Below are 25245 nucleotides of genomic sequence, written 5' to 3'. Positions count from 1 at the left end.
AATCGTGACCATCGCTTCACCGCAGATCGAGGACGTTCTGGCGCTCAGCCCACTGCAGCAGGGGTTGTTTGCCTTATACCGGCTGGCCGAGGACAGCCTCGACCTCTACACCATGCAGTTGCGGATCGACATCGACGGGCCGGTGGACGTCGAACTGCTGCGCCGCAGCGCCGCGGCAATGCTTGCCCGGCACCCGAACCTGCGCGCCGCCTTCTGGGATCGCGATGTTCCCAAGCCGGTGCAGATCGTGCCCGCACGGGCCGAGCTGCCGTGGGTCGAACGCGTCGCACCGCCAACCGAATTCGAGTCGATTGCGCGATCCGAACGACGCCGCCCGTTTGACCTGAGCCGAGGCCCCGCGTTACGCGTGGTGCTGCTTTCGGCCCCCGGTGAGACCAGCCGGCGGATGATCTTCACCGCTCACCACATCGTGATGGACGGCTGGTCACTGGGGGTGTTCTTCACCGAGTTGCTGGCGGTGTACCGGGCCGGCGGCTCGGCGGCGGCGTTGCCGAACCCGCGTCCCTACCGCGACTACATCAGCTGGCTGGCTCAGCAGGACACCGGCGCGGCCATGACCCGGTGGACCGACTACCTGAGCGGCGCGTCGGGACCACTCATGGTGGCCGACGGCACGCTCGCCGCGCGCGAGGCGGTACCGGAAAAAGTCGAGCTGCTGCTTGCGGCCGCCGACACGGGACGGCTGCGAAACTGGGCCGCGCGCAACGGCCTTACCCTCAACACCGCGGTGCTGTTCGCCTGGGCAGTGGTGCTCAGCCGGCTCACCGACCGTCGTGACGTCGTATTCGGCACCGTCGTCTCCGGCCGTCCACAGCACCTGGCCGGGGTCGAGGGCATGGTCGGGCTGTTCATCAACACCGTGCCGGTCGTACATCAGGTCAGTGGCACCGCGCCGGTGGTCGAGCAATGCGCGCGGCTGCAGCGCGAGACCTCGGCGATGCGCGACATCGGTTATCTCGGCCTGTCCGAGCTGCAGCGGGCGCACGGGCGCGGAGCGTTGTTCGACAGCCTGTTCGTGTTCGAGAATGCGCCCGTCGAGCATGCGATCCGGCCGGTGACCACTCCCGACGGGGCATGTTTTAGTCCCGTCGACATGGACAGTCTGACGCACTACCCCCTGACCGTGGTCTCACATCTCCGAGACGACGCGCTGGTGGTGGTTGTCGAGGCGATTCGCGACGCGCTGCCGCATCTTCCCGCGGCACAGGTTTGCGAGCGGCTGCTCGGCCTGCTGCGCCAACTGCCCGATATCGGCGACGCCACCCCCGACTCGCTCGATGTTCTCACCGCGGCCGAGCATGCCGAGTTCGCCGAGCGCGCAGCGTGGTCCGCAACCGCGCCGGAGGGGACGATATGGGAAACCTTCGAGCGGCAAGCGTCGGCCACCCCACATGCCGTAGCGCTGACCACGTGCCGCGGTGATCGCTATACCTATGCCGAACTGCACACCGCGGCATGCTGTTTGGCAGGGGAGCTGGCCGCCCTCGGCGTCGGCCCGGAGACCGTGGTGGCCCTGGCGCTGCCCCGCTCGAGCGAATCCATCGTCGCGATCCTCGCCGTGCTGGCAGCCGGCGGGGCCTATCTTCCGGTTGATATCACCCTTCCGGCCGCTCGTATCGAATCGATTGTGCGGCAAGCCAATCCGGTGATCTTCATCGCCGAATCCGGCTCCGGCGAGCTGAGAGGAGTGGGAGTTCCGACCCTGCTCGTCGACGATCCTGCTGTGGCCGAACGGGTTTCGCGACGGCATCCCGTGGCACCGTCGGTGCCTCGTCATCCCGAACACGGCGCGTACGTCATCTTCACGTCCGGTTCCACCGGCGAGCCCAAGGGCGTCATCGGTACCAATGCCGCGCTGCTCGCGTATTTCGCCGACCACCGCGAACGGGTGTACCGGCCGGCCCTCGGGCGGCTGGGCCGTCCGCTGCGCATCGCGCATGCGTGGTCGTTGAGCTTCGACGCGTCGTGGCAGCCGATGGTCGGGCTGCTGGACGGTCATGCCCTGCACCTGTTCGACGCCGCGCAGCTGCGCGACGCCGACCTGCTGGTGAAAGGCATTGCGCACCAACAGATCGACATGATCGACACCACGCCGTCGATGTGGGTACAACTGCGCGCCGCGGGACTGTTGGATCACGGCGTCTCGGTGCTGGCGCTGGGCGGCGAGGCCATCGACAGCGCGTTGTGGCAAAGCCTGCGCTCGGTGGCGCCGACCGCGGTGTACAACTGTTACGGCCCCACCGAGATGACGGTCGAGGCGGTGGTGGCCCCGGTCGACCAATACCCGGCGCCCACCATCGGCACGGCGAACGCCGGAACCTGCTGCTATGTCTTGGATTCGGCGTTACGGGTAGTACCCACCGGTGTGGTGGGCGAGTTGTACCTGGCCGGCTCGCAACTGACTCGCGGCTATGTGAACCGGCCGGCGATGACCGCCGCCCGCTTCGTAGCGGACCCGTTTCGCCCGGGGCAACGCATGTACCGCACCGGTGACCTGGTGCGTCGCCTGCCGCACGGCGGATATGCCTACCTGGGACGCAGCGACAACCAGGTCAAGATTCGCGGCTACCGGATCGAGATCGGTGAGATCGAAGCCGCGCTGCGCGGCCAGCCCGGGGTCCACGATGCGGCGGTTAGCGTGCTGCGCCGTCCCGGCGGCACCGTGCTGGTGGCGTTTGTTGTGTGGCAAGAGGATACGGACGGCGACGCGATCCGGCTGCGCACCGCACTGAGCGAACGGCTGCCCTCCTACATGATTCCGGCCCGGGTTGTGGCAGTGCCGCGACTGCCGGTCAACGCCAACGGCAAGCTGGACAGCCGGGTATTGGACCGGCTGGCAGAGACTATCCTCTCGGGGGCAGGTGACAAGGAGTCGCTGGCGGCGGGCACGAGTACCGAGCGAGCTCTGTGCGAAATCCTCGAAGAACAATTCAACGGTGTCGTGCCGCACCTCGACGACGATCTGTTCCTGTTCGGCATGGACAGTATCGTGGCGATTTCGTTGGTGCACAAGGCGCGACGGCGCGGCCTAAACCTCAGTCCGCGGATGGTGTTCACCGCGCCCACCATCCGGCAGCTCGCGGCCACGATCGACACCGCGGTCGACCCGGACACAACCGTCGGGCAGGCCGAATACGGTGAGGTGCTGCCGCTGCCGATGGTGTCCTGGCTCTACGAGCACGGCAATTTCCGGCGCTTCACCCACACCGTCTTGCTTCGGCTGCCACCCAGGATCGACCGTTCGACGGTCGAGATGATGCTGCAGTTGTTGCTCGACGGACACGACACCTTGCGCTCGATTCTGACCGACACCGCCGCGGGGCCTCGCTTGCTCACCCGGGAACCCGGTGTGGTCCGGGCCCGCGACATTCTCACCCGGATGCCGCTCCCGGAACCGACCGATGCCGAACTGGTGGCCGCCATCGGGCGCTGCGCGCGTGCCGTCATGGACCAGATCGACCCGCGCGCCGGCGCGATGGTGCGGGCCGTCTGGTTCTCCGGCGGTGACGGTGGTCCCGGCCCCGGGGATGCGCTGCTGCTCACCGCGCACCACCTGGCGGTCGACGTGGTGTCCTGGCACATCCTGCTGGGTGATCTCGCCGCGGCCTGGCGTTCGCTCAACGGGGGTGCGCCGCCGAAAATGTTGCCGGAGTTCACCTCTTACCGTCGCTGGTGTGAGTTGATGTGGCAACGGGCCGCAGCACCCGAGGCTCAGGCCCAACGCGAGTACTGGGCGCTACAGGTCTGCCAACCCGATCCCGCGCTGGGCGTGCGGCCGCCGGACCCGACCCGCGATACCTGGTCCACGCTGCGCGTCACCCGGGTGGTCACACCTGCCGACGTCACCGCGCGAATACTCGCTGCGGTCAAGCGTCACGAGGGAGTGCGCGAATTCCTTTTGGTGGCAATCACGATGACCATCGCGAGTTGGCGCCGCGCTCGTGCGCAGAATCCGGCGTCGGGCGCCCTGGTGGCGCTGGAGAGCCACGGCCGCGCCGATGCGATTGTGGACACCGACACCACGAACACGGTCGGGTGGTTCACCAGTGCCTACCCGGTGCGACTCGGAGCGGGTTCGGCATCGGTGGAAATCGAGCAGGCCGAGCGTGATTCGGCCGTAGCCCGCAGCCTGGTCGAATCGGTGGTCACCGAGCTGCGCGCAATCCCGAACGACGGCTTGGATTACGGTCTGCTCCGTTATGTGAACAAGGTTCCGGAGTTGCGGGAGGCCGCCGAGCCGCAGATCCAGTTCAGCTATCTGGGCCGTCTGGACCTCGGCGGAGTCACCGACCAACCGTGGTCGCTGCTCACCGGGCCGTACCTCGACGCGCTGCCGGACGATCCCGAGCCAGAGCTGCCGCTGCGTTTCGCGGTGAACCTCAGCGTGTTCGTTGCCACGACACCGGAGGGCGCCCAACTGATCAGCAACTGGCGCTGGAGTGATGCGCTGTTCACACCTTCGGACATCGATCACCTGACGCATTTCTGGCAGCGCGGGATCGCAGTGCTGGCGGCCGCCCTGGACAGCACCGCGGTCTGATCACACCCGCCCCGACACGCCGAGAAAGGACCGGTATGAAGCCGCTCGGAGACAACTGGATCAGCAAGGACGAGATCAGGGCGGCGATCGCGGCCGAACTCGGCTGTCCTGCAGACGAACTTGGCGACCACGACGATCTGATCCAGTTGGGCTTGAACTCCATCCGAATGATGGGCTTGGCCGGCGGCTGGCGTAAACGCGGCGCCGACATCACCTTCGCCCAACTTGCGGCCGCGCCAACGGTGGCTTCGTGGTATGCGCTACTCAGCGGGGATACGGCGTCGAGTGCCGCAGCCCCGGCAGCCGTGGCGCCTGACGAGCCCGAGGCGCATGACGCTCCTTTTCCGTTGGCCGGCATGCAGCTCGCGTACTGGATCGGTCGATCCGACGAGCAAGAGCTCGGCGGTGTCGCCGCGCACCTTTATGCCGAATTCGACGGACCGGCAATAGATCCGGACCGCCTGCAACGGGCGGTGCGCGACCTCGTCGCAACCCATCCGATGCTGCGCACGAGATTTCTCCCCGACGGGACTCAGCAAACGATGCCCAAGCCGGGGCGGCCGGTTTTTACCGCGATCGACCTTCGCGGACGCGGTTCGCAGGAGGTGCAGTCGACACTCGCGGAATTGCGCGAGGCCAAGACACACCAACGGCTGCACATCGAAGACGGTCAGGTCATCGACATCACGCTGACCCGATACGGCGACAATCACAGCCGGCTGCATCTGGACATCGACATGCTCGCCGGTGACGCGATGAGCTACCGGGTGCTGGTTTCGGATCTGGCCGAGCTGTACCGGGGGGCCGCGGTGCCGGCGCCCGGCTACAGCTACCGCCGCTATCGCACCGCGCGGCAACCGGACAGCGTCGCGCGGCAGCGGGATCGCCAGTGGTGGCAACGGCGGCTGCCCCAGATGCCCGGAGCGCCAGAACTGCCCACCGTACCGGTAGGGAGCCGTCGGGCACCCCATCGCACGGTCCGCTACCACCACTGGCTGGCGCCAGATGCCAAGCGCAGCCTGATAGCCGGGGCTCACGCCCGCGGCGTCACGCCCGCCATGGCGGTGGCGGCGCTCTTTGCCGACACCGTCGGCGGCTGGTCGGCGCAGACCAGATTTCTGCTGAATGTGCCGCTTTTTCAGCGTGAGTCGGTGCATTCCGACGTCAACCGGGTGATCGGTGACTTCACCACGTCGGTCATGCTCGAAGTCGACGTGACCGAGAATATGTCGGTTGCCGACCGGGCCCGAGACATTCAGCACCGGATGTACGAAAGTGCCTCACACGCGGCCTATTCCGGGCTCGAGGTGTTGCGTGATCTGGGCAGGCAGCGCGGTGAGGCAATGCTGGCGCCGGTCGTGTTCACCAGCGCGCTCGATCTCGGGGAACTGTTCGCCGACGGGGTGATCCAAACGTTCGGGGAGCCGGTATGGATCATCTCGCAAGGACCTCAGGTGTTGTTGGATGCCCAGGTGACCGAGCTGCGCGGCGGGTTACTGGTCAACTGGGACGTACGGGAATCGGCGTTTCCGGCCGGACTGGTCGATGCGATGTTCACCCGGTTCGCTCAGGCTGTCGACCGGCTCGCCCGGGGTGATGCCGGCTGGGACGCCGAAGCGGCGGTGCAGTTGCCCAGCGAGCAGGCAACGGTCCGTGCCGCCGTCAACGCAACCGATGGTCCGGTCAGTGGTCGGTGCCTGCACCAAGGCTTCTTCGAGCAGGCCGCGATGAATCCGGATGCGCCCGCGGTGGTGTGGGGCCTGGACAACGAGGACGGCGCCTGGAGCTACCGGGAACTCGGCAATCAGGCGCTTTCCGTCGCCGGGGCGCTGCAAGCCCACGGGGTACGGCACGGCGACACCGTTGCCGTCCAATTACCCAAGGGACGCGATCAGGTGGTGGCAGTACTGGGCATCCTCGCGGCCGGCGGCGCGTATGTGCCGATCGGCTTCGACCAGCCGGACGCCCGGCGCGCCAAGATTCTTCAGACCGCAGATGCCGTCGCGGCGCTCACCGTCGAAAGCGCCGACATGGGTACCGGAATCACCTGCCTGTCCATCGACGCGGCACGTAACTACCCAAATCCGCTGCCGGAGCCCGTCTTTCCCGATATCACCGAGATCGCCTACGTGATCTTCACATCCGGTTCGACGGGCCTGCCCAAGGGTGTCGAGGTGCGGCATAGCGCGGCGATGAACACGATCGACGCCGTCAACGACTGGTTCGCGGTGGGCAGCACCGATCGAGTGCTCGCGTTGTCGGCTCTCGAGTTCGACGCGTCCGTCTACGACATCTTCGGCATGTTCTCGGCCGGTGGCTCATTGGTCGCCGTCGACGCCGAGCAGAAGGCGGTGGCCACGACGTGGGTGGAATTGATTCGTCGCCACCGGGTTTCGATACTCAACTGCGTACCCAGCATGCTCGACATGATCTTGGAACTCGGCGGCGATCAACTCGGCGGTTCCCTGCGGGCAGTCACCCTCGGCGGGGACTGGGTGGGCGCGGACCTGGCGCGCCGGCTGGCGCGGCAGGTGCCGGGATGCCGGTTCTCGGGGCTGGGCGGCGCGACCGAGACCGCCATCCACCACACCATTTGCGAGGTGGCCGGCGAACCACCGGCGCACTGGACCACCGTGCCGTTCGGAAGACCGTTGCGCAACGTCCGGTGCCGGGTCGTTGCGCCGTCGGGCCGCGATTGCCTCGACTGGGTGCCCGGCGAATTATGGGTCGGCGGCGTCAATGTCGCCGCCGGCTACCGCAATGATCCGCAACGCACCGCCCGGCAGTTCGTCGAGCACGACGGTCTTCGCTGGTACAAGACCGGTGATTTGGCCCGATACTGGCCCGACGGAACCATCGAGTTCCTCGGCCGGGCAGACCATCAGGTCCAAATACGCGGATACCGGGTCGAACTCGGTGAGGTGGAGAGCGCATTGCGTACGGTGCCGGGGGTGCGCCATGCCGTCGCCACCGTGGTCGGCTCCGGCGCCCCCAAGCTCGTCGCCGCGGTCGCGGGTGACGCCGACGCGGCCGGTGACCTCACCGCGGCGGTCGCTACCTTGTTGCCCGACTACATGATTCCCACACGGATCGTGTTCTTCGAACACCTTCCACTCACGGCTAACGGCAAGTTGGATCGTCGTGCCGTGGCCGCGCTGCTCGAACCGCGCCCGGAAGACAGCGCACCCGCCAGCAGCGGGCCGCGCAACGACCTGGAAGCGGCCCTCGCCGACATTACTGCCGAGGTTCTCGGTGTGGATTCCGTTGGCGTGCAGCAGGATTTCTTCGCGTCGGGTGGTGACTCCGTGCTGGCCACCACGCTCATCGCACGGGTGCGTGACTGGCTGCAAACCGACCATGCCGTGGTTGCCGACCTGTTCGCGACCCGAACGGTGGCCGGTTTGGCCGAGCGGCTGGCGCAACGGGAGGCCCGGCGCGGCACGCCGGAGCGGCTGGGCCTGGTCGCACGGCACTACCTCGACGTTTCAGCGTTGACCGATGAGGAGGTGTTGGCCCAAGGCTGATTTCGGGGCGGCGCACCAAGCCCGCCGGCCGCTGCGAGGCTTTTCATGCCTGCTGCACAGCGTCGTCACAGACTCGCCGCAGTTTCCACATGTAGCCTTCCTGTAACGCAGATCGTCGGCCCGACGAAAGCTCAGTGCATACTCCAGTACGAGACATGACCGGCCATGCCCGTCATGTTCGGTACCAATCGAAGGGGGAAACCACACCGTGAACACCGTGAAATCCGTGAAAGGGCTGATCATCGGCGCGGCCGCCGTGGCCGCAATCGGCGCTGCCGCCGCGGGTGTGACGTCCGTAGCATCCGAGAGCTCGGCGGTAAACCAGGTGCTGCCGGTGGTCTTCGGGGCGCCCATGCCACAGGACCCGGCCACGGCCGCAAATCTGCCGACCGCCGCTCAGCTGACCAGCCTGCTCAACAGCCTTGCCGATCCCAGCGTCTCGTTCGCCAACAAGAGCGACTTGGTCGAGGGGGGTATCGGCGGGACCGAGGCGCGCCTGGCCGACCATGAGCTGAAGAAGGCCGCCAAGAACGGGGACCTGCCGTTGTCGTTCACCGTGTCCAACATCCAGTCGGCCGGGGCCGGGACTGCCACGGCCGACGTTGCCGTCTCCGGCCCCAAGTTGACCTCGCCGGTCACGCAGAACGTCACGTTCGTCAACCAGGGCAGCTGGATGCTGTCGCGCAGCTCGGCCATGGAACTGCTGCAGGCCGCCGGACACTGACCCGTCCTAGCGGTTCAGCCCGCCCAGATCGAGCTTGGCGACGCGCTGGGGATCGGCCAGCACGTCGATCGCGGCGATGCGTCCGCTGCGCACCAGGAAGCCCATGACCGCGGCGGGGCGGCCGGCGGCGAAGATCACTGCGCCGGCCGCGCCGTTCACGGTCGCGGCGCACCTCGCGTTCGGGTGCCGCATAGCTACGGGCCAGTGCGGCCACGGCCGAGGCTCCGTGTGCCGAGCGGACGGCGCCGTGCCCGAGGTCGCCGCGTAACACGACGCCGCGGTCGGGCAGCGACACCAGCCGGTCGAAGTCGCCGGTGCGTCCCGCCGCGAAGAAGGCGTCGACGAGCCTGCGCTGTGCCGCGATGTCGCAGTCGGGAACGACATCGGCGCGCTCGATGCGCCGGCGCGCGCGACTGGCCAGCTTGCGTGCCGCCTCCGGCGAGCGCTCGACGATGGACGCGATCTGCTCGAACGGGACGGCGAACACGTCCTGCAGCACGAAGGCCAGCCGCTCCGCCGGGGGCAGCGTGTCCAACTCGAAAAACAACGCCAGCCCCACCGCGTCGGCCAGCATCGCACGGTGCTCAGCCGCGGTCTGGCGGCCTCGAAACGCACGGTCAGCGCCGGGTCGGCCATCGTGCCGTGGTGGGGGGCAGCGCGCACACCCGGTTGCCCGAGAAGCCCGAGAAACCCGAAGCCTCGATGCCCAGGGCGATGTTGAACCGGGCCCGCAGATTGCCCAACGTGATGATGTGCGTGAGCGCGACGAGTTGAGCCGTGTCCAGGTGAACGCGCAGCGCCTCGAACAGCTCGTCGTCGACGTCCAGTTTCGATTCCGCCTGCTCGAGCCTGCCGTAGGCGCTGAGCAATGTGGGAATGTGGGCGTACATCCGCAGCGGTTCCAGCATCGCGGCCGTTTGCAGCCCGGTCATCTTGGCCAGCTTGCGCTTGGTGAAAAGAAGGCGATCTTGGTGGCCGGGCCGGCGTCGCGATCACCGACCCGATAATGCGGGACATGACGGGCTCCTCACGGATTGGTGGTCTTTCTTAGATCGACACCTGGCGGCATCAGAATGTGACCGGCCGATCCGCATCCGGCGAGCAGCGAAACCAGCCGGTCGAAGCTAGTTCGGGCGACCCGGCTGCATGTCCATGTCGAACACCCGCGCATGCAGCACCGTCCGGTTACGCAGCGCCGCTCGCACCGCCCGGTGCAAGCCGTCCTCGAGATACGTCACCCCGCGCCACTTCACGGCATGCGGGAAGAGGTCGCCGTAGAACGTAGAATCCTCCGACAGCAATCGATCCAATGCGAGCACCGTGGTCGTGGTGACCAACTCGTCGAGGCGTATCTGCTGCGGCGGAATCTGCGACCAGTCCCGATAGGACAACCCGTGATCGGGATACGGCTTACCTTCCCGCACGCCCTTGAAAATCATTGGCGGATCGCCGCTGACGCGCCGTGGGAGCCGCACATGATCATGCCGAACAGGCTAGCCGCAAGGGCGGCAGGGAAGCAGACCTCCACCGAATCTGCCGAATTTCCCGGCCGGCACTGTCCCGGTGATGCGGTGCTATCCACAGCTGGACGTTCAGATACTTCCGAGACCGTAAAATGAACCCGGCCGACCGGGCGTGAAGGAGGTGACAGTCGATGGGAAACGCGGACGAGCGCCGCTTCGAGGTGCTGCGTGCCATTGTCGCCGACTTCGTCGCCACCCAGGAACCGATCGGCTCGAAATCCCTGGTAGAGCGCCACAACCTGGGGGTGTCCAGCGCCACGATCCGCAACGACATGGCGGTGCTGGAAGCCGAGGGATACATCACCCAGCCGCACACCAGCTCCGGGCGGGTGCCCACCGAAAAGGGATACCGGGAGTTCGTCGACCGCCTCGACGACGTGAAGCCACTGTCCAAGGCGGAGCGGCGCGCGATTCAGAGCTTCTTGGCCTCCGGTGTCGATCTCGACGACGTGCTCCGCCGGGCGGTGCGGCTACTGGCCCAACTGACCCGGCAGGTCGCGGTGGTGCAGTACCCGACGTTGTCGAGCTCGACCGTTCGCCACCTGGAAGTCATCGCGCTGACCCCAGCGCGGCTGCTGATGGTGGTGATCACCGACTCCGGGCGCGTGGACCAGCGGATCGTCGAACTCGGCGACGTCATCGACGACCACCAACTGTCCCAGCTGCGCGAGCTGCTCGGGCAGGCTCTGGAAGGCAAGAAGCTCTCGGCGGCCTCCATCGCGGTGGCCGACCTCGCCAGCCAGCTGAACGGTGCCGGCGGCTTGGGCGACGCGGTCGGCCGCTCGGCGACGGTGTTGCTGGAGTCGTTGGTGGAACACACCGAGGAGCGCCTGCTCATGGGCGGCACCGCAAATCTGACCCGCAACGCCGCGGACTTCGGTGGGTCGCTGCGCTCCATCCTGGAAGCGCTCGAGGAGCAGGTGGTGGTGCTGCGGCTGTTGGCGGCACAGCAGGAAGCGGGCAAGGTGACGGTGCGCATCGGCCATGAAACGGAGGTCGAGCAGATGGTCGGGACCTCGATGGTGAGCACCGCCTACGGCTCCAACGACACCGTCTATGGCGGCATGGGTGTGCTGGGGCCGACCCGGATGGACTACCCGGGAACTATCGCCAGTGTCGCCGCGGTTGCCATGTATATCGGCGAAGTGTTGGGTGCTCGATGACCGCGCACCCGCTGCAGAGGTTGTGGACAGCCGCGTAGGGCGGCACAGGAAGGTCAATCGTGGCACGCGATTACTACGGGCTGCTCGGCGTCAGCAAGGGCGCCAGCGAAACAGAGATCAAACGCGCATATCGCAAGCTGGCCCGCGAACTGCATCCCGATGTCAATCCCGACGAGGCGGCGCAGGCGAAGTTCAAAGAGATCAGCGCCGCCTACGAAGTGTTGAGCGACCCCGAGAAACGCCGGATCGTCGACTTGGGCGGGGATCCGCTGGAAAGCGCCGGCGCGTCGGCCTCCGGATTCGCCGGTTTCGGCGGGCTGGGCGACGTCTTCGAGGCGTTCTTCGGTGGCGGCTTCGGCGGCGGTCCGGCGTCGCGCGGCCCGATCGGCCGTGTTCGCCCGGGTTCGGACTCGTTGCTGCGCATGCGGCTGGATCTCGAGGAATGCGCGACCGGTGTCACCAAGCAGGTAACCGTCGATACCGCGGTGCTCTGTGACCGCTGCCAGGGCAAGGGCACCAACGGCGATTCCGCGCCGGTGCCCTGCGACACCTGCGGTGGCCGCGGCGAGGTGCAGACCGTCCAGCGTTCGTTGCTCGGGCAGATGCTGACGTCGCGCCCGTGCCCCACCTGCCGAGGTGTCGGGGTGGTCATTCCCGACCCCTGCCACCAGTGCATGGGTGACGGCCGGGTGCGGGCGCGCCGCGAGATCACCGTCAAGATCCCGGCCGGCGTCGGCGACGGTATGCGGGTGCGCCTGGCCGCCCAGGGTGAGGTCGGTCCCGGGGGAGGGCCGGCGGGCGACCTGTATGTCGAGGTCCACGAGCAGGCGCATGACATCTTCGCGCGCGAGGGTGACGACCTGCACTGCACGGTGTCGGTCCCGATGGCCGACGCGGCGCTGGGCGTCACCGTAACCCTGGACGCCATCCTGGACGGCCCCAGTGAGATCGTCGTTCCGCCGGGGACCCAACCGGGTTCGGTCATCACACTGCGGGGCCGCGGGATGCCGCACCTGCGCTCCCACACTCGCGGAGACCTGCACGTCCACGTCGAGGTGGTGGTCCCCGCCCGGCTGGACCACCACGACGCCGACCTCTTGCGCGAGTTCAAGAACCGCCGAAGTCGCGACGTGGCCGAGGTACGGTCGGCGCACGGCGCCGGCGGCGGGCTGTTCAGCCGGCTGCGCGAAACCTTCACCGGACGCTAGCCGGCTGGCGGCGCGCACATGGTGGCGACGCTGTTCTACGTCGACGCGCTGCCCGATCCCGGCACGCTGGCCGTGGTGGACGGAGACGAAGGTTTTCACGCCGCCACGGTGCGGCGGATCCGTCCCGGCGAGGAGGTGGTGCTCGGCGACGGCGAGGGCGACCTGGCCCGCTGCCGGGTCGAGCGGGCCGGACGCGACGGCCTGGCTGCCCGGGTGCTGGAGCGTTGGAGCACCGTGCCGGCACGGCCGGCGGTGACGGTGGTGCAGGCGCTGCCGAAATCTGAGCGCTCCGAACTGGCGATCGAGCTGGCCACCGAGGCCGGCGCCGACGCGTTTGTGGCGTGGCAGGCGGCGCGCTGCGTGGCGAGCTGGAACGGTTCGCGCGTCGACAAGGGACTGCGCCGGTGGCGATCGGTCGCCCGCTCGGCGGCACGACAGTCCCGGCGGGCCTACATCCCGCCGGTCGACGGCCCGCTGTCCACGGCCGCGTTGACCGTGCGGGTCCGTGACGAGGTGGCCCGCGGTGCGATGGTGCTGGCGTTACATGAGTCGGCGACCGCCCGGCTTGCCGAAGTTGCTCTGGCACAGGCGAATTCGCTGATGCTGGTGATCGGCCCCGAAGGCGGTATCGCGCCGGAGGAGATCGACGCGCTGACCGGCGCCGGAGCCGTCGCGGTCCGGCTGGGCCCGACGGTGTTGCGGACGTCGACCGCGGCCGCGGTGGCGCTGGGCGCGCTGGGGGTGCTGACCCCGAGGTGGGATTAGCCCAGATTCGGCTGGCGCACCGCTAGGCGGACGCGAACTGGCGCAGTGTTTCGGCGATGTCGTCGACGGTCAGTTCACCGCGCTCGGCTACGTCGTACATGAACCTCTCGGCGGTGTCTACATCAAACCCGGCCACAAGCTCGATCCCGTTGATATACAAGAACGTCCACGCCGACGCCCAGGCGGTTCGCTTATTGCCGTCTACCAGAGCACGGTTGCGGGCCAGCGACTGTAACAGCGCCGCTGCCTTGGTATAGAGATCGGGGTAGGCGTCGACCCCGTAAACGGTGGCCTGAGGTCGCGCGACCGCGGCGTCGAGCAGCCCGAAGTCGCCGACCTCGAGCACCGCGCCCACGGCGAGCGCGCCGGCGGTGAGGACGTCGTCACGATCGAAGAATTCCGTCACGCCAGGCGGCGGTTCAGCTCCGCGGAGCGCTGAGCCACCAGAGCCGCAGCTTCGGCGACCCGTCGCTTGCGATCGCTGGCGGCGACGACGGCCGCGCGGTGAACAAACGCGCGCAGCGACAAGTTTTCACCGGCTGCTGCGTCGCGAACGGCAACAAGTTCTTCGTCGGTGAAACCGATGTTCAGCGATGGCACGGCGTCGTGGTACCGCGAGTAGTACCAGAGTCGGTGCTACTCGCGACTGAGCCGCTGGTTCTCCCACATCATCGTTGCCGCCGTGGGACTCTCAGGTGCGAAAGGAGCCTGCCCCATGACCGACACCGTCCGCGATCTGAGCGCCATCTTCGACGAACACGTCGCCCACGAGTTCGTCGCCAAGGACCTCGCCGCGACCATGGCGACGATGACCGCCGATCCCTACGTCAACCATGTGCCCACGATGATGGGCGGCGTTGGCGCCCGCGGGGTCGCCGAGTTCTACGGCCAATACTTCATCGGGCACTGGCCCGACGACACCAGGATCATCCCGGTCTGTCGCACCGTCGGCACCGATCGCGTCGTCGACGAGATGGTCATGTCGTTTACCCATGACATTGCGATGCCGACCTTCCTGCCCAACGTGGCGCCCACCGGCCGCGCGGTGATGCTGCCCGTCGTCGTCGTGATGGGGTTCGAGGCAGACCCGGAATCCGGGGAGCCGAAAGTCGCCTACGAACGGATCTACTGGGATCAGGCCTCGCTGCTGGTGCAGGTGGGGCTGCTCTCAGCGGACCTGCTGCCGGTCGCCGGCGTGGCCCAGGCGCACAAGGTCCTGGACAAGGATGTGCCGGCAAATACGTTGCTACGCCGCGGCCAGCCGGAGGGCGCGCCGGGGGATTGACCCGCGGTGACGTGAACCACTGGGCACCACCGGGTGTGTATTCCCCGGGCTAGTGGGCATACCAGAACCATGGGCCTTGCAACCAGACTGGTGTCGACTCCCGCCTGGAGAGTCTTCGCCAAGTACTACTACCCCTTCATCACCCGCCACGGCGCCGACGACGTGGCGTTGCTGAATCTCGGCTATGAGGAAGACCCACCGATGGCCATCCCGTTATCGGAGACCGACGAGCCCCACCGGTATTGCATTCAGCTCTACCACCGCACGGCGACCCAGGCCGACATTGCCGGAAAGAAGGTGCTGGAGGTGAGCTGCGGCCACGGCGGCGGAGCCTCCTACCTGATGCGCACCCTGAACCCGGCCGCCTACACCGGCCTGGACCTCAACCCCGCCGGCATCGAGGTCTGCCGCAAGACCCACCAGCTGCCGGGGCTGGACTTCGTGCAGGGCGACGCCGAGAATCTGCCATTCCCCGACAATTCCTTCGACGCCGTCGTCAATATCGAGGCCTCGCACTGCTACCCGTCGGTGCCTCGCTTTCTCGCCGAAGTCGCGCGCGTGCTGCGCCCGGGCGGACATCTCCTGTACGCCGATGTCCGGCACAGCGACCACATCGCCCAGTGGGAGAGCGAGCTGGCCGACGCGCCGCTGCGGATGCTCTCCAAGGAGATCATCAACGAGCAGGTGGTGCGCGGGCTGGAAAAGAGCCTGCCGCGCTCGCAGCACATGTTCACTCGCCGGACCCCGGCGATGCTTCGTGGGCTGGTCCGCGGCGCCGTAGCCGCCTCGAACGCCAGGCTCTGCCGCGGGCTGCAAAACGGCGAGAGCTCCTACCGGATGTATTGCTTCGAAAACGGCTGACCGGCAACACCTTTCGATATCGAGGCCGGCGATACCCGCCGCCGAGGCACCAGTGCGGATCAACAGTGCGGAGAGCTATTCCATGACAGCGACCGAACGAGACACCTTCTGGGTCACCCGCAACCCCGTCGGCCGCGCGCGCGATGCGCTGGGTGCGCGGCGCCACCATCGGGCGCCGCGCCCGCCCGGCCCGCGTGGGCGCCCCTTCGTCGGGGTCCTTCCCGAACTCAAGTCAGACCCATTCGCATACCTGCAACAGCTGGGGACGACCTACGGCGACATCTACCGGCTGCCGTTGCCGCTGTACGACGTGGTGGTCCTGAATCATCCCGACCACGTGCGTCACGTCATGAGCCACCGCGACGGCGAGTACAGCCTGATCGGCCCCGCCGCGGGCGCGGCGAAAAAAATGCTGGGCGCTTCCATGCAGATGATGGAGGGCGCCGAGTTCCGCCGCCGCCGCAAGCCGCTGACACCGATGATGGGCCGCCAACAGCTGAGCCGGGTCGCCGCCACCGTCGCCGACGAATTCGCCAACCGCCTGACCAGATGGGACCGGTTCGCGCAGTCCGGCGAACCGATCGACCTGCAGCACGAGATCAACGGCGTGGTGATTCCGGCGTTCATGCGGGCGATGTTCACTGTGGGGCTCTCCGATGCCGAGTTGCACCGGCTCGACGTCGACGTCCGCACGCTGATGCAGAGCGCATCGTCACCGCTGCTGCTCGGTGCTGCGCCGCGAGTGCTGCCGGGAGACGGTAACCCCGTGCAGGCATGGTTGCGGATGCGGCGCTGGGTGAAGCAGCGGGTCGAGGAACGGCTGGCCGATTCCCGCTCCTACCACGACCTGCTGCAGATTCTCCTCGACGCGCGCTATGAGGACGGCACGCCCATCAGCCGGCGCGACGTGATCACCGAGGCGATCATGCTGATCGGCGGCGGATATGAAACCGTGGTCGCCGCATTGGCGTGGACGCTGGCGCTGCTTCCGCAGAATCCGCAGGCTCAGCGGCGACTGTACGACGAGGTCGACGCACTCGGCGGAGCCCTGCCCTGCTACGCCGACCTGGACAGGTTGGAGTGGGCGAAGGCGTGTTTCGACGAGGGCCAGCGCCTGCAGGGCCTGCTGCTGCAGCCGCGGTTCGCCATGATCGACGACGTCATCGGCGGCTATCGCATTCGTCGCGGCACCCTGATCGGCCTGCCGATCTATGCCCTGCAGCGTGATCCGCGCTGGTGGGGCCCCGACGCCGACAAGTACGAGCCGATCCGGTTCTACGACAAGGACATCGTCGCCGCCCGGCCGAATCTGGCTTTCCTGCCCTTCGGCGCCGGGCCGCACCGCTGTTTCGGCGCGGCCATGGGTTACCTGGAGGCCCAATTCTTTCTCGCCCAGGTTCATCAGCGGTTCCGGATACAGCTCCCCGCCGGTTGGGCGCCCGAACACGACCCCGCCCTTCCGTGGCCGGTCAAAGGTGGCGTGCCGGCCGTCGTCAGCAAGATTCCGGTGGCGGCGCAGCGGATCTAGCGCACCGCAGTCACCTCCGCCGGTTCTGCGGCCTCGGTTCCGGGGCGGCATTTCGACTGGACCAGGCCCGCGAGGCGCACCCGGCGGTAGACTTGACTACCGGCTGTCGTCGCCCGCGAACCCAGAAAGTAGGCATCAGAAACCACGTGACGCCCCGCGAAACCAAGGCTGCTGACGCCTTACCGGCTTCATCTCAGGTTCGCAGCAGCATCGATGTTCCGCCTGACTTGGTCGTGGGCTTACTCGGATCGGCAGACGAAAACCTGCGCGCACTGGAACGGACCCTGACCGCCGGCCTGCACGTACGAGGCAACTCGGTGACGCTTTCCGGCGAACCGGCCGATGTGGCGCTGGCCGAACGCGCAATTTCCGAACTGGTCGCGATCGTTGCCGGGGGACAGTCGTTGACGCCGGAGGTGGTGCGTCACAGCGTTGCCATGCTGCTCGGCGCAGGCAACGAGTCACCGGCCGAAGTGCTCACCCTCGACATCTTGTCGCGCCGCGGCAAGACGATCCGGCCCAAGACGCTCAACCAGAAGCGCTATGTCGACGCCATCGATGCCAACACCATCGTGTTCGGGATCGGCCCGGCCGGCACCGGGAAGACCTATCTGGCGATGGCCAAGGCGGTGCATGCATTGCAGACCAAGCAGGTCACCCGCATCATCTTGACCCGTCCGGCGGTGGAAGCCGGTGAGCGCCTTGGGTTTCTGCCCGGCACGCTGAGCGAGAAGATCGACCCGTACCTGCGGCCACTGTATGACGCGCTGTACGACATGATGGATCCCGAGCTGATCCCGAAGCTGATGACCGCCGGGGTTATCGAGGTGGCGCCACTGGCGTATATGCGTGGCCGCACCTTGAACGACGCCTTCATCGTGCTCGACGAGGCGCAGAACACCACCGCCGAGCAGATGAAAATGTTCCTCACCCGCTTGGGGTTCGGGTCGAAAGTCGTCGTCACCGGGGACGTCACCCAGATCGACCTGCCGGGTGGCGCCAAGTCCGGCCTGCGGGCGGCGGTCGACATCCTCGAGGACATCGACGACATTCACATCGCGGAGCTGACCAGCGTGGACGTGGTGCGTCACCGACTGGTCTCGGAGATCGTCGAAGCCTACGCCCGGTCCGAGGAACCCGGGTCCGGGATGAACCGGGCGGCTCGGCGGGCCTCCGGCGCGCGTGGTCGTCGATGATGAGTGCGTGAGAACTCTCGTGAGCATCTATGAGCATCTATGAGCATCTATGAGCATTGAAGTATCCAACGAGTCGGGCATCGACGTCTCCGAGACCGAGCTGGTCAGCGTCGCGCGATTTGTCATCGACAAGATGGATGTCAACCCGGGCGCGGAGTTGTCGATGGTGTTGCTGGACACCGCCGCGATGGCCGACCTGCACATGCGCTGGATGGATCTGCCCGGGCCGACTGATGTGATGAGCTTTCCGATGGACGAGCTGGAGCCCGGGGGGCGCCCCGACGCGCCCGAGCCCGGCCCGGCGATGCTCGGCGATATCGTGCTGTGCCCGGAGTTCGCGGCGGAGCAGGCGGCCGCGGCGGGCCACAGCCTCGGACATGAGCTGGCGCTGTTGACAATCCACGGCGTGCTGCATCTGCTCGGCTACGACCACGGTGAGCCGGACGAGGAGCGGGAGATGTTCGCCTTGCAGGAGCGGTTACTGGAAGAGTGGGTGGCCGCCCAGGTCGAGGCTTACCAGCACGACCGCCAGCATGAACGAGACCGCCGGCTGCTGGACAAGTCCAGGTACTTCGACGAGTCGTGACCGGTCTTGCTCAGCTGCTCGGTGCGATCGTGTTGATCGGACTCGGCGGTGTATTCGCGGCGCTGGACGCCGCCTTCAGCACCGTGTCGCTGGCCCGTGTGCAGGAGCTGGTGCGCGAGGCCCGGCCGGGAGCGGTGGCACTGCTCAAGGTGATGGTGGAACGGCCGCGCTACATCAACTTGGTGGTGCTGCTGCGGATTGTGTGTGAGATCACCGCCACCGCGTTCCTGGTGGTGTTTTTCCGGCACAATCTGAACCTCAACGGCGGGTTGTTCGTGGCCGCGGCCGTCATGGTGGTGACCAGCTTCGTCGTTATCGGTGTGGGTCCGCGCACGCTCGGCCGCCAGCATGCCTACTCCATCGCGCTGGCCACCGCCGTTCCGTTGCAGGTGATTTCATGGCTGTTGATGCCGATCAGCCGGTTGCTGGTGCTGCTGGGCAACGCGCTCACCCCGGGCCGTGGGTTTCGCAACGGGCCGTTCGCCTCCGAGGTCGAACTGCGCGAAGTCGTCGACCTGGCGCAGCAGCGCGGCGTGGTTGCCGCCGACGAACGCAAGATGATCGAGTCGGTCTTCGAACTCGGCGACACCCCCGCCCGCGAGGTGATGGTGCCGCGCACCGAGATGATCTGGATCGAGGGGGACAAATCACCGGCTCAAGCGATGAACCTGGCCGTGCGCAGCGGCCATTCCCGCATTCCGGTGATCGGCGAGAACGTCGACGACATTCTCGGCGTGGTGTACCTGAAAGACCTTGTGCGCCAGACATTCTTCTCGCCAGGCGGCGGTCGGGAAAGCACCGTGGCGGACGTCATGCGCCCAGCGGTGTTCGTGCCGGACTCCAAGCCGCTGGACGCGCTGCTGCGGGAGATGCAGCGCGACCGCAACCACATGGCACTGCTGGTCGACGAATACGGCGCCATCGCCGGCCTGGTCAGCATCGAAGACGTGCTGGAGGAAATCGTCGGTGAGATCGCCGACGAGTACGACGAGGCCGAGATAGCGCCAGTAGAAGACCTGGGCGACAAACGATTTCGTGTGTCGGCGCGGCTCCCGATCGAGGATGTGGGCGAGTTGTACGGCATGGATTTCGATGGCGACCTCGATGTCGACACCGTAGGCGGTTTGCTGGCATTGGAATTGGGTCGCGTTCCACTGCCCGGTGCCGAGGTGGTATCCCATGGCCTGCGACTGCAGGCTGAGGGGGGTCGCGACCACCGCGGCCGGATGCGAATCGGCACCGTTTTGGTGAGCCCCGTAGAGCTGGGCGAAACCGTGGCAACCGACTGCTCCGGGTACCGCCCAGATGAAGGCGATTCCGATGGCTGAGCCGGCGGACCCCGAGGACGCCAAGCTGGTGATGCTGGCACGAGCGGCCATGGCGCGGGCCGGGGCCGACAGCGGGGCGGCGGTACGCGACCACGAAGGGCGCACCTACGTAGCCGTACCGGTGAACTTGCCGGCGCTACGGCTGACCGGATTGCAGGCGGCGGTGGCTGCTGCCGTATCCAGCGGGGCGATCGGTTTGGAGGCTGCCGCGCTGGTCGCCGGATCCGTCGACGACCCGGGCATTGCGGCCCTACGCGAGCTGTCGCCGATGGCGGTGGTGGTCGTCACCGACAGCACCGGAACCCCGTTATGACGGCTGAATTCCGTTCCGGCTTCGTCTGTTTGGTCGGCCGGCCGAACACCGGAAAGTCAACGCTGACCAATGCGCTGGTGGGTGCCAAAGTCGCGATCACGTCAATGCGGCCGCAGACCACTCGGCACACAATCCGCGGCATTGTGCATCGAGAGAACTTCCAGATCATCCTGGTCGACACGCCGGGCCTGCACCGGCCGCGGACGCTGCTGGGCAAGCGGCTCAACGACCTGGTCCGGGCCACCTACGCCGAGGTCGACGTGATCGGACTGTGCATTCCGGCTGACGAAGCGATCGGCCCGGGTGACCGGTGGATCCTCGAGCAGATTCGCTCCGTGGCACCTGGCACAACACTGGTTGTCATCGTCACCAAGATCGACAAGGTGCCCAAGGACCGGGTGGCCGCGCAGCTGGTGGCGGTCGGCGAGCTGGTGGAAAACCTGCCCGGCTCAACAGAAATCGTCCCGGTGTCGGCCGTGACCGGCGCGCAGGTCGACGTGCTGGTCGATGTGCTGGCCGGGGCTTTGCCGCCCGGCCCGGCCTACTACCCCGACGGTGAGTTGACTGACGAGCCCGAAGAGGTCCTGATGGCGGAGTTCATCCGCGAGGCCGCCTTGGAGGGCGTCCATGACGAACTGCCCCATTCGCTGGCCGTGGTTATCGACGACGTCAGCCCGCGCGACGGAAGGGACGACCTGATCGACGTGCACGCCGTGGTGTATGTCGAGCGGGACAGCCAGAAGGGGATTGTCATCGGCAAGGGCGGCGCCCGGCTGCGACAAGTTGGCACCGCGGCGCGCGGTCAGATCGAGAAACTGCTGGGGACCAAGGTCTACCTCGACCTACGCGTCAAGGTGGCAAAGAACTGGCAGCGTGACCCCAAACAGCTTGGCCGGCTGGGATTTTGAACGATGAGCAGGAGGCTCGGCACGGGTCAGCGCTGCCAACGCTGCGGCGGCCGCACGCTGTGGGGGGCAGGTGTGTCGGTGCCCTCGTTCCACCAGACCGTCGGCTGCTTGGCCGCCCAGCCGCTGACGGCTTCCAACTCGGCGGCCAGCGAGATCAGCATGCCTTCGCTGTTGGCCGGTCCCATGAGTTGAACACCGATCGGCAGGCCCTCGACGGTGAACCCTGCCGGCACGTTGATCGCCGGCCAGCCCAGCAGATTCCATGGCCACGTGTAGGGGCACGCGGCGATAATGGCGCGGTCGGTGGCCAGCCCGCCCATCTGGTCGAAGGCGCGGGCCAGCGGCGGGGGCAGCGCGGTGGTCGGTGCCAGCACCACGTCGACGATGTCGAAGATCGAGCCCACTCGCCGGTGCGCGGCGGCTTCGTGGCGGCGCGCGCTGCGCAGGATGGCCTGGGAAAGCATGTGTCCGGTGCGCAGATTGGACACCGTGCGCGGGTCCAGCGTGACATCGTCGCCCAGTCGCTGCGCCCACTCCCACAGTCCGGCGGTGGACCGGGCGAGAAAGTCCCACGACATCTGCACGCTGTAGTCGGGGTTGCCCCGCACCACGGTGTGGCCGAGCAGCTGAAGCTGTTCGCCCACCTGACGCGTCGCGGCAAGGATCTCCGGATGCAACTTTGCCCGGAAACCGTTGAAAGGGGCCCGGGTCGACAGTGCGATCTTCAGCGGACCGGGGGCGATGCCGACGTAGTCGGATGCGGTCACCGGCGGCGGCCGGTGTAGATCGCCCTCGACATTGCCCGACGCCGCATCCAGCACCAGGGCCGCGTCGGCTACCGTGCGGGCCAGCACGCCGTTGACCGTGATGCCGTTGAACGCCTCCGGCAGCGGCCAGGTGGAGATGCGGCCGCGCTGCGGTTTGATGCCCACCAAGTGGGTCCACGCCGCGGGGACCCGGATGCTGCCGGCCCCGTCGGAGCCAATTGCCGCGGTGACCAGGCCTGCGGCCACGGCGGCCGCGCTGCCCCCCGACGATCCGCCGGGTGTATGCCGGCGCGCCCACGGGTTGCGGGTGTGTCCGAACCCGGGCCCGCTGGTGAATGGCCACTGGCCGAGCTCGCAGGTGTTGGTCTTGCCGACGATCACCGCCCCGGCCGCCTTGAGCCGCCGGACGACCTCCGAATCCGCGGTAGCGGGAGCGACATACCCTTCGGTGCCGTAGGCGGTGGGCACGCCAGCAACGTCGACGTCGTCTTTGACCGCGATCGGGATGCCCAGCAGGGGCCCGGTGTCGCCGGCCGCCCGTCGCCGGTCTGCCGCGGCCGCGTCGGCCAGCGCCGATTCGGTGAAGACCACCCGGAATGCGTTCAACGTGGACTGGCTCGCCTGGATCTCGCGCAGGGACCTGCGTACCAGGTCAACGGAGGTCACCGAGCCGTTGGCCAGCTGATAGAGAAGATCGGTCAAGGTGGGCAAGCGCTGGTTACCGGACCCGGAAACGGCCCCGGAAGCGGACTCAGAAGCGCCAACCACGGGGTACGAGACTATCGGCGCGGATACCCGCGATGTCGCGGCGGGGTGCGAAACTATGGGGATGCGGCTATATCGAGACCGGGCTGTTGTGCTGCGCCAGCACAAGCTCGGCGAAGCCGACCGGATCGTCACCCTGCTGACCCGCGACCACGGGCTGGTTCGTGCGGTGGCCAAAGGGGTACGTCGCACCCGCAGCAAATTCGGTGCCCGGCTGGAGCCGTTCGCACACATCGATGCGCAACTGCATCCCGGCCGCAACCTCGACATCGTCACCCAGGTCGTCTCCGTCGATGCCTTCGCCACCGACATCGTCAACGACTACGGCCGGTACACCTGCGGCTGCGCGATGCTCGAAACCGCCGAACGCCTTGCCGGTGAAGAGCGGGCGCCCGCCCCGGCCCTGCACCGGCTCACGGTGGGCGCGTTGCGGGCGGTCGCCGACGGACGTCGTCCTCGCGACCTGCTGTTGGACGCCTATCTGCTGCGTGCCATGGGTATCGCCGGATGGGCGCCGGCACTGACCGAGTGCGCTCGCTGCGCCACACCCGGGCCACATCGGGCGTTTCACATTGCCGCGGGGGGCAGTGTCTGCGCGCACTGCCGTCCCGCCGGTGCGACGACACCGCCGCTGGGCGTGCTGGAGTTGATGTCCGCCCTACACGACGGCGATTGGGCGGCCGCCGAGCAGGCCCCGCAATCGCATCGCGGGTATGTCAGCGGGTTGGTAGCCGCGCACCTGCAATGGCACCTGGAACGTCAGCTCAAGACGTTGCCGCTGGTGGAGCGGACCTATCGGATCGATCACACCATTGCCGAGCGTCGCGCCGCGCTGACCAGACAGGTAGGTGAGTGTGGCTAAGAAGGCCGAACGAACGCTGACGTCCGCCGACTTCCCGCAGCTGCCCCCCGCCCCGGACGACTATCCGACCTTTCCCGACACCTCGACGTGGCCGGTTGTCTTCCCGGCACTGCCGCCGTCGCCCGACGGCGGCCCGCGCCGGCCGCCGCAGCACATCTCGAAGGCGGCTGCGCCCCGAATTCCGGCCGACCGGTTGCCCAATCATGTCGCCATCGTGATGGACGGCAACGGCCGGTGGGCCACCCAGCGTGGCCTGCGTCGCACCGAGGGACACAAGATGGGCGAGGCGGTGGTGATCGACATCGCTTGTGGCGCAATCGAACTCGGAATCAAATGGCTCAGCCTCTATGCCTTCTCCACCGAAAATTGGAAGCGTTCGGCCGAGGAGGTCCGCTTCCTGATGGGTTTCAACCGCGATGTGGTGCGGCGACGCCGGGAGAATCTCAAGGAGATGGGTGTGCGGATCCGGTGGGTGGGTTCGCGGCCGCGGCTGTGGCGCAGCGTCATCAACGAACTGGCGGTGGCCGAGCAGATGACGAAGTACAACGACGTCATCACCATCAATTACTGCGTCAACTACGGCGGACGCACCGAAATTGCCGACGCCACACGGCAAATCGCGCGCGAGGTGGCCGCCGGCCGGTTGAACCCGGAGCGGATCAGCGAGTCCACGATCTCCCGTTACATGCAGCGCCCCGACATCCCCGACGTCGACCTGTTTCTGCGGACTTCGGGCGAGCAGCGGTCCAGCAACTTCATGCTGTGGCAGGCCGCTTACGCCGAGTACATATTCCAGGACAAGTTGTGGCCCGACTATGACCGCCGCGATTTGTGGGCCGCTTGCGAGGAGTACGCTTCCCGCAATCGACGGTTCGGGAGCGCCTAGTGCCCTCACTGCAGCAGCGGCTGGCATCGATACTGCCTGACGTCCTTTCGGTCGAGCAGGAACCTGACGGGGCCATGACGGTTCGTCATAGCGGCACGTTCGCGTCGTTACGGGTGGTGAGCATCGCCGAGGGTCTCGAGTTGGTGTCGCTCACCCAGATATTGGCCTGGGACCTGCCGCTGACCAGGAAGATTCGCGAGCGGGCGGCCAAGCAGGCGCGTGATGTGAACTTCGGCGCAGTCACCGTGCTGGAGAAGAGCCCCGACAACGGTACGGCCAAGGGTGCGGCCAAGACGGCCGCCAAGACAGCGTCCAAAACCGGGGATGTCATGCTGCGGTACAACTTTCCCGGCGCCGGGCTGAGCGACGACGCGCTGCGCACCTTGATCCTGCTGGTGCTTGACACCGGCGTCCAGGTACGCGACGCGTTGATTGCCGGGGCTCGCTGACGCCGACGGCGGCGCAGAAAAGTTCGAGGAGGACTTCGCTGTG

Annotated in this window: 21 protein-coding genes and 2 pseudogenes; 17 read left to right on the top strand and 6 right to left on the bottom strand. The window is 67.2% G+C overall.

Going from position 1 to position 25245, the window contains the following annotated elements:
• Nucleotides 1-4: 4 nt before the first annotated feature.
• The 3 genes from MKAN_RS04690 to MKAN_RS04680 all read left to right on the top strand — a co-directional run bounded on the left by MKAN_RS04690 (nucleotide 5) and on the right by MKAN_RS04680 (nucleotide 8809).
• Nucleotides 5-4561 (top strand): non-ribosomal peptide synthetase, encoded by a 4557-nt coding sequence (locus MKAN_RS04690; protein WP_023365671.1) that lies wholly within the window; start codon nucleotides 5-7, stop codon nucleotides 4559-4561.
• 35 nt (nucleotides 4562-4596) lie between these two features.
• Nucleotides 4597-8085, top strand: a complete 3489-nt coding sequence (locus tag MKAN_RS04685) for a non-ribosomal peptide synthetase (protein ID WP_023365669.1) — start codon at nucleotides 4597-4599, stop codon at nucleotides 8083-8085.
• A gap of 217 nt (nucleotides 8086-8302) precedes the next feature.
• The gene (locus MKAN_RS04680; protein WP_036393010.1) at nucleotides 8303-8809 is read left to right on the top strand and encodes an MTB12 family secreted protein; all 507 of its coding nucleotides are present in this window, start codon (nucleotides 8303-8305) and stop codon (nucleotides 8807-8809) included.
• Between the two features lie 6 nt (nucleotides 8810-8815).
• Here the strand turns inward: MKAN_RS04680 and MKAN_RS04675 are convergent.
• From MKAN_RS04675 to MKAN_RS04665, 3 genes and pseudogenes are all read right to left on the bottom strand, one after another.
• Nucleotides 8816-9395, bottom strand: a pseudogene (locus tag MKAN_RS04675) (sigma factor-like helix-turn-helix DNA-binding protein); the annotation flags it as partial.
• Between the two features lie 31 nt (nucleotides 9396-9426).
• A pseudogene (locus tag MKAN_RS04670) lies at nucleotides 9427-9776 on the bottom strand (hypothetical protein).
• Between the two features lie 157 nt (nucleotides 9777-9933).
• The gene (locus MKAN_RS04665; protein WP_023365661.1) at nucleotides 9934-10248 is read right to left on the bottom strand and encodes a type II toxin-antitoxin system VapB family antitoxin; all 315 of its coding nucleotides are present in this window, start codon (nucleotides 10246-10248) and stop codon (nucleotides 9934-9936) included.
• 215 nt (nucleotides 10249-10463) lie between these two features.
• On the opposite strand from MKAN_RS04665, the gene hrcA reads away from it, so the two are divergent.
• The 3 genes from hrcA to MKAN_RS04650 are packed head-to-tail and all read left to right on the top strand — an operon-like array spanning nucleotide 10464 to nucleotide 13468.
• Nucleotides 10464-11495 carry a heat-inducible transcriptional repressor HrcA gene (hrcA, locus tag MKAN_RS04660; RefSeq protein ID WP_023365659.1) on the top strand — a complete coding sequence of 344 codons (1032 nt, stop codon included), beginning with the start codon at nucleotides 10464-10466 and terminating at the stop codon, nucleotides 11493-11495.
• A 59-nt stretch (nucleotides 11496-11554) separates the two neighbouring features.
• A complete protein-coding gene (gene dnaJ, locus MKAN_RS04655; RefSeq protein WP_023365657.1) occupies nucleotides 11555-12703 on the top strand; it encodes a molecular chaperone DnaJ in 1149 nt (382 codons plus the stop codon).
• A gap of 18 nt (nucleotides 12704-12721) precedes the next feature.
• Nucleotides 12722-13468, top strand: a complete 747-nt coding sequence (locus tag MKAN_RS04650) for a 16S rRNA (uracil(1498)-N(3))-methyltransferase (RefSeq protein ID WP_023365655.1) — start codon at nucleotides 12722-12724, stop codon at nucleotides 13466-13468.
• Nucleotides 13469-13490: 22 nt separating this feature from the next.
• Here the strand turns inward: MKAN_RS04650 and MKAN_RS04645 are convergent, their stop codons facing one another.
• Both MKAN_RS04645 and MKAN_RS04640 read right to left on the bottom strand, forming a co-directional pair.
• Entirely contained in the window at nucleotides 13491-13874 is a 384-nt protein-coding gene (locus MKAN_RS04645) for a type II toxin-antitoxin system death-on-curing family toxin (RefSeq protein WP_023365653.1), read from the bottom strand.
• The gene (locus MKAN_RS04640; protein ID WP_023365651.1) at nucleotides 13871-14068 is read right to left on the bottom strand and encodes a hypothetical protein; all 198 of its coding nucleotides are present in this window, start codon (nucleotides 14066-14068) and stop codon (nucleotides 13871-13873) included. The genes MKAN_RS04645 and MKAN_RS04640 overlap by 4 nt, the downstream gene beginning before the upstream one ends.
• 115 nt (nucleotides 14069-14183) lie before the next feature.
• Here MKAN_RS04640 and MKAN_RS04635 point away from each other — a divergent pair, with 115 nt between their 5' ends.
• The 8 genes from MKAN_RS04635 to era all read left to right on the top strand — a co-directional run bounded on the left by MKAN_RS04635 (nucleotide 14184) and on the right by era (nucleotide 21473).
• Nucleotides 14184-14753: a nuclear transport factor 2 family protein gene (locus tag MKAN_RS04635; protein ID WP_023365649.1), complete on the top strand. Its 570-nt coding sequence runs from the start codon at nucleotides 14184-14186 to the stop codon at nucleotides 14751-14753.
• A gap of 69 nt (nucleotides 14754-14822) precedes the next feature.
• Nucleotides 14823-15614 carry a phthiotriol/phenolphthiotriol dimycocerosates methyltransferase gene (locus MKAN_RS04630; protein ID WP_023365647.1) on the top strand — a complete coding sequence of 264 codons (792 nt, stop codon included), beginning with the start codon at nucleotides 14823-14825 and terminating at the stop codon, nucleotides 15612-15614.
• 82 nt (nucleotides 15615-15696) lie between these two features.
• Nucleotides 15697-17142: a cytochrome P450 gene (locus tag MKAN_RS04625; RefSeq protein WP_133163534.1), complete on the top strand. Its 1446-nt coding sequence runs from the start codon at nucleotides 15697-15699 to the stop codon at nucleotides 17140-17142.
• Nucleotides 17143-17288: 146 nt separating this feature from the next.
• Complete coding sequence (locus MKAN_RS04620; RefSeq protein ID WP_036392639.1) at nucleotides 17289-18338, top strand: PhoH family protein; 1050 nt, start codon at nucleotides 17289-17291, stop codon at nucleotides 18336-18338.
• A gap of 49 nt (nucleotides 18339-18387) precedes the next feature.
• A complete protein-coding gene (gene ybeY, locus MKAN_RS04615) occupies nucleotides 18388-18924 on the top strand; it encodes an rRNA maturation RNase YbeY (protein WP_023365641.1) in 537 nt (178 codons plus the stop codon).
• Complete coding sequence (locus MKAN_RS04610) at nucleotides 18921-20252, top strand: hemolysin family protein (protein ID WP_023365639.1); 1332 nt, start codon at nucleotides 18921-18923, stop codon at nucleotides 20250-20252. The genes ybeY and MKAN_RS04610 overlap by 4 nt, the downstream gene beginning before the upstream one ends.
• The gene (locus MKAN_RS04605; RefSeq protein WP_023365637.1) at nucleotides 20230-20565 is read left to right on the top strand and encodes a hypothetical protein; all 336 of its coding nucleotides are present in this window, start codon (nucleotides 20230-20232) and stop codon (nucleotides 20563-20565) included. The genes MKAN_RS04610 and MKAN_RS04605 overlap by 23 nt, the downstream gene beginning before the upstream one ends.
• Nucleotides 20562-21473 (top strand): GTPase Era, encoded by a 912-nt coding sequence (era, locus tag MKAN_RS04600; protein ID WP_023365635.1) that lies wholly within the window; start codon nucleotides 20562-20564, stop codon nucleotides 21471-21473. The genes MKAN_RS04605 and era overlap by 4 nt, the downstream gene beginning before the upstream one ends.
• Nucleotides 21474-21499: 26 nt before the next feature.
• Here the strand turns inward: era and MKAN_RS04595 are convergent, their stop codons facing one another.
• A complete protein-coding gene (locus MKAN_RS04595; protein ID WP_036392642.1) occupies nucleotides 21500-23008 on the bottom strand; it encodes an amidase in 1509 nt (502 codons plus the stop codon).
• 61 nt (nucleotides 23009-23069) lie between these two features.
• Between MKAN_RS04595 and recO the strand changes: the two genes are divergently transcribed.
• From recO to MKAN_RS04580, 3 genes are read left to right on the top strand one after another with little or no spacing between them, the layout of a single operon-like run.
• The gene (gene recO / locus MKAN_RS04590) at nucleotides 23070-23867 is read left to right on the top strand and encodes a DNA repair protein RecO (RefSeq protein WP_036392645.1); all 798 of its coding nucleotides are present in this window, start codon (nucleotides 23070-23072) and stop codon (nucleotides 23865-23867) included.
• Nucleotides 23860-24753, top strand: a complete 894-nt coding sequence (locus MKAN_RS04585) for a decaprenyl diphosphate synthase (RefSeq protein WP_036392649.1) — start codon at nucleotides 23860-23862, stop codon at nucleotides 24751-24753. Before recO ends, MKAN_RS04585 begins: the two co-directional genes overlap by 8 nt.
• Nucleotides 24753-25202 carry a hypothetical protein gene (locus MKAN_RS04580; protein ID WP_023365627.1) on the top strand — a complete coding sequence of 150 codons (450 nt, stop codon included), beginning with the start codon at nucleotides 24753-24755 and terminating at the stop codon, nucleotides 25200-25202. The genes MKAN_RS04585 and MKAN_RS04580 overlap by 1 nt, the downstream gene beginning before the upstream one ends.
• Nucleotides 25203-25245 lie beyond the last annotated feature (43 nt).

The organism is Mycobacterium kansasii ATCC 12478 (genome assembly GCF_000157895.3).
In the GTDB taxonomy this organism is placed as follows: domain Bacteria; phylum Actinomycetota; class Actinomycetes; order Mycobacteriales; family Mycobacteriaceae; genus Mycobacterium; species Mycobacterium kansasii.
The sequence above is the reverse complement of the archived record's forward strand: the minus strand, read 5'-3'. Positions and strand labels throughout refer to the sequence as shown.

Bases quoted from the DNA above. Each gene is read 5' to 3' on its own strand.
- MKAN_RS04605 (WP_023365637.1), top strand. From the start codon at position 20,230: ATGAAGGCGATTCCGATGGCTGAGCCGGCGGACCCCGAGGACGCCAAG.
- recO (WP_036392645.1), top strand. From the start codon at position 23,070: ATGCGGCTATATCGAGACCGGGCTGTTGTGCTGCGCCAGCACAAGCTC.
- MKAN_RS04625 (WP_133163534.1), top strand. From the start codon at position 15,697: ATGACAGCGACCGAACGAGACACCTTCTGGGTCACCCGCAACCCCGTC.
- ybeY (WP_023365641.1), top strand. From the start codon at position 18,388: ATGAGCATTGAAGTATCCAACGAGTCGGGCATCGACGTCTCCGAGACC.
- era (WP_023365635.1), top strand. From the start codon at position 20,562: ATGACGGCTGAATTCCGTTCCGGCTTCGTCTGTTTGGTCGGCCGGCCG.
- MKAN_RS04630 (WP_023365647.1), top strand. From the start codon at position 14,823: ATGGGCCTTGCAACCAGACTGGTGTCGACTCCCGCCTGGAGAGTCTTC.
- MKAN_RS04650 (WP_023365655.1), top strand. From the start codon at position 12,722: ATGGTGGCGACGCTGTTCTACGTCGACGCGCTGCCCGATCCCGGCACG.
- MKAN_RS04635 (WP_023365649.1), top strand. From the start codon at position 14,184: ATGACCGACACCGTCCGCGATCTGAGCGCCATCTTCGACGAACACGTC.
- hrcA (WP_023365659.1), top strand. From the start codon at position 10,464: ATGGGAAACGCGGACGAGCGCCGCTTCGAGGTGCTGCGTGCCATTGTC.
- MKAN_RS04665 (WP_023365661.1), bottom strand. From the start codon at position 10,248: ATGATTTTCAAGGGCGTGCGGGAAGGTAAGCCGTATCCCGATCACGGG.
- MKAN_RS04685 (WP_023365669.1), top strand. From the start codon at position 4,597: ATGAAGCCGCTCGGAGACAACTGGATCAGCAAGGACGAGATCAGGGCG.